An 11,696-nucleotide genomic window follows, 5' to 3' on the forward strand; every position below is an offset into this window, starting at 1 on the left:
AGAGTAGCTAATGAAAGCGGAGGCAGGTCTCTCCGTCACAGGATTGTGGAAGGTTTGGTTTCCTTTGCGAAACCAGACCTTCTTCATTTAACTTGGAAGTCTCCAACTGGGATTCGCAGGCAGTGCTTTTCTGCTCACGGTACGGTCGGACCGTGCACGGTTGTGGTGTCTCCAACGCGACGCATTGTGGCCCGCCCGGATCACCGGACGGGCCACAAGCGTTCTGGCTGCCTACGAGACGGGCGTGATGAGCTTCCCCGAGTCGATGTAGCTGCGCAGGTTATCCAGCACAAGCGCTGCCATGTCCGCGCGGGTCTCGTGCGTGCCGCTGCCCAGGTGCGGCAGCAGGACCACGTTCTCCAGCGCGAAGAGCTCTTCGGGAGCGTGGGGCTCGTTGACGAATACGTCCAGCCCGGCACCTGCGATGGTGCCGCTCTGCAGGGCCGCGACCAGGGCCGGCTCGTCAACCACGCTGCCACGGGCAATGTTGATCAGGAACCCTTTCGGGCCGATCGCCTCCAGGACGTTCGCGTCAACCAGTCCGGCGGAGGCCGGGCCGCCCGCAGCGGCCACGACGAGCACGTCGGTGGCCTCAGCCAGTGCGGCGGCAGAGGGGTGGTACGTGTACGGGCTGCCGCTGATTTCCGAGCGGTTGTGATAGTGGATTTCGCAGCCGAAGGCCTCAAGGCGCTTGGCGATTGCCGCGCCGATGCGGCCTAGGCCCAGGATTCCCACGCGCTTGGAACTGGCGCGGGTGGCCAGCGGGAAGTTCGTGCCGGTGGCCCAGGTTCCGGCGCGCACGAAGCGCTCGGCTGCGCCCAGCGAGCGCAGGGTGTTCAGGTAGAGGCCCAGCGCGGTGTCGGCGACGCAGTCGGTGAGGACGTCCGGGGTGTTGCTGATCGGGATGTTGCGCTCGTTCGCCTGTGCGACGTCGGAGGCGTCGTAGCCGACACCGAAGTTCACGATGGCTTCGAGGTTTGGCAGGCGCTTCATGAGTTCGGTGTCCACGCCGATCTTCCCGGAGCACACCGCGATGCGGATCGCTTCGCCGTGCTCGTTCAGGAATTGATCGCGGGCCGGGCCCGCTTCCGGCAGTACCAGCGAGTCGTAATCGTCCACCAGCGCCTGAGCGACCGTTGGGTTGACCGGGCCGACGCGCAGGATGGCGTTCCCGGAAATGGGGCTGGGATCGCGCCGCGTGATGGCGCTGGTTTCTGTTGACATACCTGAATCCTAGGAAGCGGCAAGGATGCGCGTCCAACACGGAGATTGCATGGATCAATACCGTTGAGGCATTGATAGGCCGACAGCCGCGGGATGTAGCGGAAGTCACAATCCTTGCCCCGGGTGCTTGGGTCCGTATGCGTCGGCAACCGCGTCTTCATGCGGTTGTTGGCCCTTGACGGGTTGCGCCGGTGCCGCCGAAGCTGTTCAAACACGACCGGCAGATCGCTTGCTCCTCCAGGTCGTTCGAACTCATCTCATTCGCTCACTCCCAGAGGAAACAACGATGTTTTTTGCCAACAAGCCCGGGACCCCCGTGACCCGCACCCGACGACTCTCGATGGCCGTGGCTGCCGGCGCCCTGCTGGGCACCACCGTGCTCGCAGGCTGCTCCGTGGCCAACTCCGAAGGCGCCACCGGATCCTCCGGGGCCGGTGGACCGGCCGCCGGCGACACCCTGCGCGTGGTCCTGCAGCAGGAACCGCCGACCCTCGAGGCCTGCGAATCGAACCTCACCAGCACCGGCGTGGTGGTGCGCTCGACCATCACCGAGCCGTTGATCGAACGCAACCCCACCACCGGTGAGCTCGAGCCCAAGCTCGCCACCGAATGGACCAGCAGCGACGACACCACATGGACCCTGAAGCTGCGCGAGGGCGTGAAATTCCACGACGGCTCCGAATTCACCGCCGAGGATGCCGCTGCCACCATCGATCGCGCGGTCAACGGCAAGCTCGGCTGCAACGTCGAGGGCTACGTCTTCGGCGACGACGACCTGAAGCTCAAGGTCGTTGACGCCACCACGCTGACGGTCACCGCACCCAAGGCCGACCCGATCCTCCCGCTGCGCCTCTCCTTCCTGGAGGTCGTGCCCTCCGAAACCTCGAAGACCGAAAAGGTGCGCGAACCGATCGGCACCGGGCCCTACAAGCTGGACAAATGGGAAGCCGGGCAGCGCATCGATGTCTCCGCCTTCGCCGACTACTGGGGCGAGGCCCCCGCCTTCCCGAAGGCCAACTACCAGTGGCGTAGCGAGGGCAGCGTCCGCGCCGCCATGATCACCTCCGGCGAGGCGGACATTGCCACCGGCCTGAGCCCGGAAGACAACATCGGGGACCTGGGCGTCTCCTACCCCAACAACGAGACCGTCGCCCTGCGCATGCACGCCGACAAGGCCCCGTTCACCGACATCCGGGTTCGCCAGGCCGTGAACTACGCCATCGACAAGGAAGCCATCGTCGCCTCGCTCTATGGCGGACGCGACAAGGCAGCAGCCCAGCTGGTGCCCGAGGGCGTCGTGGGGCACAGCGACTCGCTGGCCGTCTGGCCCTACGACCCGGAAAAGGCCAAGTCCCTGGTGGACGAGGCCAAGGCCGACGGGGTGGACACCTCCGCGCAGATCAGCATGATCGTGCGCACCGCGCAGTTCCCCAAGATCGAGGAACTGGGCCAGGTGCTGCAGGAACAGCTGACGCAGGCCGGGCTGAACGTGAAGCTGAAGATGCTCGAGACCAGCCAGCACCTGACCTATCAGGTCCGCCCGTTCCCCACCGATGACGAGGGCGCCATCATGCTGATGACCCAGCACGGCAACCAGGCCGGCGACGCGGCCTTCACTGTGGACCAGTACATGACGACCAAGGGCGCCCAGTCCGCCTTCGGCACCCCGGAGCTCGACAAGCTCATCGCAGAAGCGGACGCTGCCACCGGCGAGGACCGCCAGGGAGCCTTCGAGAAGGTCTTCTCCTACCAGAACGACAACGTCGTCCAGTTCGCCCACATCGCCCACCAGACCGGCATGCTCGGCATCGCCAAGACCGTGGGATACACGCCGAACTCCTCCTCGGGCGACGAACTGCGCCTGGCCGAGGTCACCACGGCCAAGTAGGCCGCTCGCTCCAGTCCGCACGCAAGGCAACCAAGAAATCGACGGAAAGCACCAAGGATCATGCTCACCTATCTGCGTAAAAGGATCATCTCCTCCGCACTGCCGCTGGTGGTCGTGGTGGTGGGGGTCTTCGCCCTGGCCCGGATGACCGGCAACCCGGCAAGCCTCTACCTGCCGCTGAACGCCACCGAGGCCATGCGCGCCGACTTCATTGCCAAGAACGGACTGGACCAGCCGGTCATCATCCAGATGGCCGACTACTTCGGGGGCCTGCTCCGGCTGGACTTCGGAACCTCGCTGCGCACCGGGGAGGACGCCGCAGCCATGGCGCTGCGCGCCTTCCCGGCCACGCTGCAACTGGCCGCGATGACCATGGTGATCGCCATCGTGCTGGCGATCATCGTGGGCTCCGCGGCCGCCCTGAAACCCAACGGGGTGCTGGACCGCTTCGCGTCCTTCGTCTCCATGGCCGCGGCCTCGATTCCCGACTTCTGGCTGGCGATCGTGGGCATCTGGGTCTTCGCCATCTACCTGGGCTGGCTGCCCACCTCCGGGGTCATGGGCGCCGCGGCCTGGGTGCTGCCGGTGGCGACACTGGTGATGCGGCCCTTCGGGGCGCTGGTCCAGGTCATCCGCGGGGCCATGGTCACCTCCCTGTCCGAGCCCTATATCAAGCTCGCCCGCTCCAAGGGCGCCACCGAATACCGCGTGGTCACCTCCCACGCCCTGCGCAACGCCGCGGCCCCGGCCCTGACGGTCGCCGGGGACCTCACGGTCGGGCTGATCAACGGTGCAGTGGTCGTCGAGACCATCTTCGGCTGGCCGGGCATCGGCAAGCTGATGATCGACTCGATCCTGCAGCGCGACTTCGCGGTCCTCCAGGCCTGCGTGCTGCTCACGGCCCTGGCCATCTTCGTGCTGAACATCGTGATCGATGTGGGATACGCGCTGCTTGACCCGCGGGTCCGTCCCACCGCCGGGGCCCGGGCCCGCCGCAAGGCGCGCACGGCGTCAATCGACAGCCCACCGGCCGCACCGAACGAGACCCCCGTCCCCGCCGCCGCCGGCGCGAACGTCTAGGAAGAGACATGACACAGACAATGAACGCCCCGGTGCAGGGCAAACGCTCCACACGGCCCACGAAGGCGGCGCTGGGCGGACCGAGCATGTTCGCCATGCTGCTGCGCGACAAGTTCGCTTCCGTCGGCGCGGTGATCCTGGGCCTGGTGGTCCTTACCGCGATCTTCGGGCCCGTGCTGATGGGTGAACTGGCCACCAAGCAGAACCTGATGTTCATGAACAAATCTCCCTTCAATCCGGAAAACGGGTGGGCGTACTTCCTGGGCTCGGATTCGCTGGGCCGCTCGGTGCTCGCCCGCCTCATCGTCGCCACCCGCACGACCCTGCTGGTCGCGGTGCCCGCCGTTGCCGTGGCCCTGTTCATCGGCTCCCTCTGGGGAGTCTGGGCCGGATACCACCGGGGCAAGCGCGAAAACATCTCCATGCGCATCGCCGACATCATCATGTCCTTCCCCTCCCTGCTGCTGGCCGTCGTGGTCCTCTATGTCTTCAGCCCCTCGGTGGCCAACATCGTGCTGATCCTGGCCGTGACCCGCATCCCGATCTACATGCGCACCGCCCGGGCCGAATCCGCCGAGCTGCAGTCGCGCACCTTCGTGGACGCGGCGCGGACCTTCGGCACCAAGCCCAACTCGATCATCGCGATGCACGTGATCCCGGTGGTCACCCCGACCCTGCTGACGCTGGCCACGCTGGAGTTCTGCTACGTGATGCTCGCCGAATCCTCGCTGTCCTTCCTGGGCATCGGCATCCAGCCCCCGGATGTGAGCTGGGGGCTGATGGTGGCCCAGGGCCGCCAATACCTGCAGACCGCCTGGTGGCTCTCGATCCTGCCGGGCCTGGCCATCGTCATCACCGCGATCGCGGCGAACATGCTGGCCGCCTGGCTGCGCATTGCCACGGATCCGGCCCAGCGCTGGCGCCTGACCCTGCAGAAGCCGGCACGCACGGCATCCAAGACCGCATCGAAGGAGGCAAAGTGATGATGGAAGTACTTGATCGCCAAACCCGGGACACATCCACCGCCAAGGCCGTATTGGCCGTTGACGGGCTGGACGTGGACATCCGCACCCCCTCCGGCACCGTGCGGGTGGTCGGCAACGTTTCCTTCACCGCCTACCAGGGCCAGACCCTGGCGCTGCTGGGCGAATCCGGCTGCGGAAAGTCGATGACGGCCAAGGCCATCGCCGGCCTGCTGGACCCGGTGGCCTCGGTCGCCGGGGGAACCGTTCAGCTCGAGGGGCGGGACCTGAACTCCATGAGCCCCCGGCAGCGGCGCGAGGTCGCCGGCCCGGGCCTGGGCATCGTCTTCCAGGACGCGCTGACCGCGCTGAACCCCGTCTACACCGTCGGCACGCAGCTCGGGGAGGCCTTCCGGATCCACCGCGGCATGAACAAGAAGCAGGCCCGCGCCCAGGCCATCGAGCTGATGCGCCGGGTCGGCATCCCCGAGCCCGAGGTGCGGGTCTCGGCCTACCCCCACCAGTTCTCCGGCGGCATGCGCCAGCGCATCCTCATCGCCATGGCCGTGGCCCTGGGCCCGCGGCTGCTGATCGCCGATGAGCCGACCACGGCGCTGGATGTCACGGTGCAGGCGCAGATCATGGAGCTGCTGCGCCGGCTGCGCGAGGAAGAGGACATGGCCGTCGTGCTGATCACCCACGACCTCGCGGTGGTCGCCGAGGAAGCCGACGACGTCTGCATCATGTACGCCGGCAACGTGGTCGAAAGCGGGCCGGTGGCCACGGTGTTCTCCACCCCCACCCACCCCTACACCAAGGGCCTGCTCGAATCGGTTCCCACCCACGCGGTGCGCGGGGATGACCTGTCCTCGATCCCCGGCAGTCCGCCGGAGCTCAAGAATATCCCCGCCGGCTGCGTCTATGCGGACCGCTGCCCCATGGCCGCGGCGATCTGCCGCGAGGTCCGCCCCGAACTGCGCCCGAGCGGGGAGAACCAGTTCTCCGCCTGCCACTTCTCCGAATCCCTGCGCGCGGATCCGGCCACGGCACCGGCAGGCCAGGCCGTTGCCTCGACACAGCATGAGGAAACCCCATGAGCACCAACATCGCCGAATCCACCCGGCACAACGTCCTTGAGGTCCAGGACCTCTCCAAGTCCTTCACCGTCTCGGCCGGATCCGGGGGCTCGCGGAAACTGAAGGCCCTTGACGGGATCTCCCTGTCGGTGGGCAAGGGGGAGACCCTGGGCCTGGTGGGGGAGTCGGGCTGCGGCAAGTCCACGCTCGCCCGCACCCTGATGATGCTCGAGACCCCGGACTCCGGCACGGTGCGCTTCGACGGGCAGGACCCGTTTGCGCTCAAGGGCAAGGAGCTGCTGGCCTGGCGCCGGCGGGTGCAGATGGTCTTCCAGGACCCCTTCGCCTCGCTGAACGCGCGGATGACCGCCGGGCAGATCATCTCCGAACCCTTCGCCACGCACAAGGACCTGCACCGCGGCACGGCGGCCCGGAGCAAGCGGCTCAACGAGCTGCTTGACCTGGTGGGGTTGCGCAGCACCGACGCGCACAAAACCCCGCAGGAGTTCTCCGGCGGGCAGCGCCAACGCATCGGCATCGCCCGCGCCCTGGCGCTGGATCCGGACCTGGTCATCCTGGATGAGCCGGTTTCCGCGCTGGACCTCTCGGTGCAGGCGCAGGTGCTGAACCTGCTCAACGAACTGCAGCAGCAGCTGGGCGTCAGCTACATCTTCATCTCCCACGATTTGTCGGTGGTCCGCCACGTGACCGATCGGGTCGCGGTGATGTACCTGGGCCGCATCATCGAATCGGGCGTCACCGAGGACGTCTTTGACCGGCCGCTGCATCCCTACACCGCCGCGTTGATGTCCGCCTCGCCGAAGCTGGACCCGGCGATGCGCCCGGCCAAGCGGATTGTGCTGAATGGTGAGCTGCCCTCGCCGCTGGATCCGCCCAGCGGCTGCAGGTTTCGCACCCGCTGCTGGAAGGCCCAAGACATCTGCGCCTCCCTGCCACCCGAAGCCGCCGGCCGCAATGCGGACGGGACGGTCTCCCTGGGCATCCCTGCCATCGGGCCCGGCCAGTCGGTGCACGTGGCCGAATGCCACTTCCCGGTCTCCACCCCGGCCGAGGCCGGGTTGGTGCCGGCCGGGTAGGAAACTTGAGCGGATGGCAGCCGTGGCCGCACCCGATGGTTCATGGGTGCGGCCAACGCACCTGCCAACCGCGTGGCAGGGCAGAGGTCCAGCGCCGGGTCTCGGGTAGGCCGTTCCACCCCAACTGGGCGTGGCCCAGGCGCCAAGCCGGAACTTCCCTACCTCGCGGCATCGAGCAATTCATGGGTGCGGCGCCGGGCCTGGGCGTCGCGTATGCCCAGCTTGTCCACCAGGTTCTGCAACTTGTCGATCTGCTGCAGGTAATCGGCGCCGAGCCGCTGGGACAGCGGACGGGCAGCGAGGTCGTCAGCCATCCGCCAGGCCACGGCCAGGGCCCGTTCAAAGATCCGCTGGTCGGCGTCCGCGCTGCTGGCCGCCGGGCCGGCGCCAAGCACCGCAACGGTGTTGAGCCGTGAATCATCCAAGCCGAGCGCAAGGTCGTCCAACCGGCGGCGCAGCCTGCGCAGCGTCTTGGCGTTGCGCCCAAAACGGCCCAGCCGCATCGAGACGGTGCCGCCGTAGGCGACGACCTGGGTGAGAGTGATCAGCGCGAGGGCAAAGGTCAGCGTCAGCAGCCAGTAGAGCAGTGATTCGTTGAGCGGTTGCTTCGTGAAACCGTTGCCCTGCAAGCCGCGGGCGAGTTCCTCGATGCTGTTGGCGACCTTGATCTCGGGGTAGGTCGAGACGTAGTAGCTGCCGTACTTCCATGAGGTGTCGACCAGCCTGCTGTTGCCGCCCAGTCCCACCGCGCCGGTGATCTGGACCGGTATGGTCACTGTCCCGTCGGGGAAGGTCCACACGGGGATGATGTTTTGGTCGGGGAAAAGCTCGCCAGTGGTGGGATCGACCAGGGCCGGGAGTTCGCCCTTGATTTTCCACAAGGCATCGACCAGCACCGTTGGATCGATCTTCTGTCTGGTGGCTTCGTCGTCCGTGTCCGGCTCGGGGCGTACCTGCAGGTATTCCTTCGCATCGCGCACGGCGAGGGTGACATCTACCTGCTCGGTGAACTTGTCCTCCAGGTATTTGCGGATTCCTGCTTCGGTGATCACCGCGGAGTGTCCGTCAATGGCCAGGGAACGCAGAGGCTGGGTACCCTCCAGCGTCCACGAGGGTCGCATCGTCAGCTTGTCGCTGGCCACGCCGCCGGCGATGAGCGACACCACCATAATCACGGCACCGATGCCGATCCACGCTCCCCGGTGGCGAATGCGCGGCAGCGACAATTTCCAGCGGCGGCGCGGGGCGGCGGGCTCCCGGTATCCCATGGCTTCCGGCAACGGGCCGAACAGCGCCTTGGACGCGGCGTTGGCGCCGTCCAAGACATGCAGCGCCCGCAGCGAGCCACGGGGCGAAAGCCCCATGCCCGCACGCAACGTTGACAAGTCATCGCGGACAGGAGCGGTGCCTCGGACCCGGCCTTCACGTTTGCGGCGCAGCGACCTGTTGACGATCGTTGCGCTGCGCTCCAGTGCGTGCTCGGCCTTCTCCCAGGCCCGCACGGCCGCTGCAGGATCCTGCTCCGTGGTGCCGGCGGTGAGCAGCGTGGCAAGCGCGCTTTCGAGCCGGCGGATACGCCTTGGGGCCACGGCGCCCGGGGGAGCGGCGTGCAGGCGTGCCAGCAATTCACGCGTGGCAAAGGCCAGCGGCGCGGCCAGCCGGTCGAGGGTCCGCCCGCTGTTGACGGACCGGCCAAGCACCGATCCCGCACCCATCAAGGCGTCCGCGGAGGCCGCAAGGCTACGGGCGCCCGCCTCGAATTCCGCAAGGAGGGTTTCGGTGCGTGGCTTCAACGCATCCCTGGACGCATGGACCGCGTCGATCACGGCATCCTCGGTACGCGCCAAATCCAGGGAAGAGGTGCGTATCTTGTTCCAGGCGGCGTTGAACCCCGCCGGCCGGTCGGCCTTCTCCGTGGCCTGATAGGTGACTTCCAAGGCCTCGAGGTCGAGAACCACGCGGGCAAGCTGGCGCTGGGCGGCCGTGAGCCGGCGAAAGCGTGATTCCCTGCGCATGCGCCGGGACAGGGAATAGCCGAGGCCAAGCATGGTGAGCAGAAGCCCGAACGCCGTGCCCGCCACCCAGAACACGGGGGTTCGGACGGGACCGTCGTCGAGAACCTCCGCCGCCCGCTGCGCGGTGGCGGCGATCGCCGTCGGTCCGTGGCCCAGACCCAGGTTGCCCATGTAGGCCTTGTGGATTGCGAACCGGCTGGCCGAATGCTCCTGGCGATCGGCCAGCTCCGGGTAGATGCCGACACCCGTGAAGCGTGCATCCTTGCCGAAGTCCTTGGTGTCGTCGACGATCGCGGTGCTCAGGATGACGTCGGCGCCCGGATCCGTCTTTCCCTGGAGCTCGTCGTAGCTGAGCAGGCGGTTGGTGACCCTGATCGTCAGCGGTCGCCACGCGAGGATCGGCTCGGTGACCACCGCGTCGACGGTGGCCTGGGAGATGTTCCAGGGATGTTCACCGTCCACGATGATTTCCACTGGTGCCGCAGGCCGCTCGGTGACGGCGTGGATTCCGGTTCCGGCGAAGACGATGGTGCCGATTCCCAACAGCATGGCCAGCCACGGAAGGCCGAAGCGTGGTTTGCGTCTGGCATGGATCAATTGGCGGGTCATCGGCTCGCTTGAATCGGTAGGTGGCACATCGACCTGATTCTAACGTCTATTGACTAACGGCGTCCCCGAAGCCGCATTGGCCGCCGCCTGTTTGTGTGGCCTTGGGTAGTATTGCCCGCCTCCCGGTAGCCTGCCGACGGCAGGGCACCCTGCGGGACCATCATGCTGTCATGGGCACATCCTTCACGCTGGTGCAGCTGCGCTGCTTCGGAGCGGTGGCCCGGCGGGAGAACATGACAGCGGCGCCGGCCGTACTGAATGTCACCCGGCCAACGCTTTCCTCCGACTTCGCCAGCGAACGGAACGGGGAGGTGCGCGCCGACGGGCACCGGAAGCCGCGGGAGCTGCGGTTGTGCCGGTTGAAATGCCGTGGACCACCGCGCGGATCACCGAAACGACCTTCGCCCACGTCGGGCACCCCTTTGACGAGGCAATGGCGTTCCGCGTCGCCGCGGCCGTGGAACCCTTGGTTCCCGGACGGGGTTTCCCGCCCTTCGGGTAGCCCGAACATCCCAGGGCGGCTCGGAGACTTGCCGACGCTGCCACGGTGCGTGCCCTCCGGTCGGCCAAAGGCGGGGCCTCTTTCGGCCGACGGGGATGTCGTGGGGGAACCGCGGGAAGGCGGGCGCCTATTGCTGTGCTTGCCCGGCTTCCGTGTCCGCCGGCAAAACGAAGTCATGCTCCCATTCCTCCGCAACGCGAAGGAGCAAGGCCTGGAATGCCACCTCGGCCGGTGCACGCACACGGTCGTGACGTTGCGCCAGTAGGACCCGCCGGGACGGGGCACTGTCACCCAGGCGCAGGACCTGGACCCCGGGGTGCTTGATCACGACAGCACTCAGGGGCGCCAAGGCGATGCCCAGTCCGACGCTGACCATGGCCTGGGCCTCCTGGTAGTCGTTGGCCTGGAAGGAGATGCGCGGGGAGAATCCGGCGGCGTTGGCCGAGCGCTGCAGGACCTCGCCCACCGGATGGTTGTGTGCCCGCACGATCCACTGCTCCGCGCCGAGCTCCGCCATTGACACCTCGCCCCGCTGCGCCAGCGCGTGCTCCGCTCCGACCAGGAGCACAGTCGGCTCCTCGAATACCGGCAGGAGGTCGAATTTCTTGGGGTCCAGGGGGTTCCATGCGTACTCCCACAGCAGGCTGAGGCCCAATTCCCCGCGTGCCAGCAGTTCGAGCAGGCCGTCCAGGCGGCTGCTGGTCACATTCAGCTTGATCGCCGGGTACTGGCTGCGGAACCGGCTGATGACCAGGGGCAGGAACGAGCCCCCCAGGGTGGGGAAGGTGCCCAGGTTGAGACTGCCCCCGCCCACGCTGGCCAGTTGGGCCAGGTCGGCCATCGCCGCGTCCATCTGGTGCAGGATCGTCCGGGCATGGCCGGCGAGCACGTGGCCCGCGTCCGTGGGGACCATTCCGCGCGAGCGGCGCCGCAGCAACGGCTGGCCGACTTCCTCCTCCAGTTTCCGCAGCTGCTGGGAGACGGCCGAAGGCGTGTAGAAGAGCTCGTCGGCGGCGGCGCTCACCGAGCCCGTTTCAACGACTCGCAGCAAAACCTGGAGTCTCTTTACATCCAGCATCGTCATCTCCTTGTAGCAGTGCTTCATATCCATGTAGTTGTGCCGAGTTTAGCTTGAAGGGTGCCATGGTTCGCCCCGCGAGAGGAATCGCAGCCCGCATGCTCGGGGGACCCGATGGCGGTTGCATCCAGATGGATGCGCCGAATGAAGCGTTCCTACAGGATC

The 11,696-nt window shown here is 67.0% G+C and carries 9 protein-coding genes; 6 read left to right on the forward strand and 3 right to left on the reverse strand.

The window, feature by feature from the left end; all coding sequences use genetic code 11:
* Positions 1 to 231: 231 nt before the first annotated feature.
* Complete coding sequence (locus tag J2T21_RS04710; protein WP_307578995.1) at positions 232 to 1,224, reverse strand: 2-hydroxyacid dehydrogenase; 993 nt, start codon at positions 1,222 to 1,224, stop codon at positions 232 to 234.
* 286 nt (positions 1,225 to 1,510) lie between these two features.
* Between J2T21_RS04710 and J2T21_RS04715 the strand changes: the two genes are divergently transcribed.
* Genes J2T21_RS04715 through J2T21_RS04735 form a run of 5 tightly spaced genes read left to right on the forward strand, consistent with a single transcriptional unit; the run spans position 1,511 to position 7,327 of the window.
* On the forward strand, positions 1,511 to 3,112 hold the full coding sequence (locus tag J2T21_RS04715; RefSeq protein ID WP_307578997.1) for an ABC transporter substrate-binding protein: 1,602 nt from the start codon (positions 1,511 to 1,513) through the stop codon (positions 3,110 to 3,112).
* 60 nt (positions 3,113 to 3,172) lie between these two features.
* Positions 3,173 to 4,192, forward strand: coding sequence for an ABC transporter permease (locus J2T21_RS04720; protein WP_307578998.1), 1,020 nt, complete (start codon positions 3,173 to 3,175; stop codon positions 4,190 to 4,192).
* A gap of 8 nt (positions 4,193 to 4,200) precedes the next feature.
* Positions 4,201 to 5,175 (forward strand): ABC transporter permease, encoded by a 975-nt coding sequence (locus J2T21_RS04725; RefSeq protein WP_307578999.1) that lies wholly within the window; start codon positions 4,201 to 4,203, stop codon positions 5,173 to 5,175.
* Complete coding sequence (locus tag J2T21_RS04730) at positions 5,175 to 6,251, forward strand: ABC transporter ATP-binding protein (RefSeq protein WP_307579001.1); 1,077 nt, start codon at positions 5,175 to 5,177, stop codon at positions 6,249 to 6,251. The genes J2T21_RS04725 and J2T21_RS04730 overlap by 1 nt, the downstream gene beginning before the upstream one ends.
* Complete coding sequence (locus J2T21_RS04735) at positions 6,248 to 7,327, forward strand: ABC transporter ATP-binding protein (protein WP_307579003.1); 1,080 nt, start codon at positions 6,248 to 6,250, stop codon at positions 7,325 to 7,327. Before J2T21_RS04730 ends, J2T21_RS04735 begins: the two co-directional genes overlap by 4 nt.
* 158 nt (positions 7,328 to 7,485) lie before the next feature.
* Here the strand turns inward: J2T21_RS04735 and J2T21_RS04740 are convergent, their stop codons facing one another.
* Entirely contained in the window at positions 7,486 to 9,978 is a 2,493-nt protein-coding gene (locus J2T21_RS04740) for a DUF5129 domain-containing protein (RefSeq protein ID WP_307579005.1), read from the reverse strand.
* Between the two features lie 325 nt (positions 9,979 to 10,303).
* On the opposite strand from J2T21_RS04740, the gene J2T21_RS04745 reads away from it, so the two are divergent.
* Positions 10,304 to 10,453 (forward strand): hypothetical protein, encoded by a 150-nt coding sequence (locus J2T21_RS04745; RefSeq protein ID WP_307579007.1) that lies wholly within the window; start codon positions 10,304 to 10,306, stop codon positions 10,451 to 10,453.
* Positions 10,454 to 10,580: 127 nt separating this feature from the next.
* Here J2T21_RS04745 and J2T21_RS04750 read toward each other — a convergent pair whose 3' ends face one another.
* Positions 10,581 to 11,531, reverse strand: coding sequence for a LysR family transcriptional regulator (locus J2T21_RS04750; protein ID WP_307579009.1), 951 nt, complete (start codon positions 11,529 to 11,531; stop codon positions 10,581 to 10,583).
* Between the last annotated feature and the right edge of the window lie 165 nt (positions 11,532 to 11,696).

Source organism: Paeniglutamicibacter psychrophenolicus, from assembly GCF_030812255.1.
GTDB classification, from domain to species: domain Bacteria; phylum Actinomycetota; class Actinomycetes; order Actinomycetales; family Micrococcaceae; genus Paeniglutamicibacter; species Paeniglutamicibacter psychrophenolicus_A.

Bases quoted from the DNA above. Each gene is read 5' to 3' on its own strand.
- J2T21_RS04710 (WP_307578995.1), bottom strand. From the start codon at position 1,224: ATGTCAACAGAAACCAGCGCCATCACGCGGCGCGATCCCAGCCCCATT.
- J2T21_RS04725 (WP_307578999.1), top strand. From the start codon at position 4,201: ATGACACAGACAATGAACGCCCCGGTGCAGGGCAAACGCTCCACACGG.
- J2T21_RS04715 (WP_307578997.1), top strand. From the start codon at position 1,511: ATGTTTTTTGCCAACAAGCCCGGGACCCCCGTGACCCGCACCCGACGA.
- J2T21_RS04735 (WP_307579003.1), top strand. From the start codon at position 6,248: ATGAGCACCAACATCGCCGAATCCACCCGGCACAACGTCCTTGAGGTC.
- J2T21_RS04730 (WP_307579001.1), top strand. From the start codon at position 5,175: ATGATGGAAGTACTTGATCGCCAAACCCGGGACACATCCACCGCCAAG.
- J2T21_RS04750 (WP_307579009.1), bottom strand. From the start codon at position 11,531: ATGCTGGATGTAAAGAGACTCCAGGTTTTGCTGCGAGTCGTTGAAACG.
- J2T21_RS04720 (WP_307578998.1), top strand. From the start codon at position 3,173: ATGCTCACCTATCTGCGTAAAAGGATCATCTCCTCCGCACTGCCGCTG.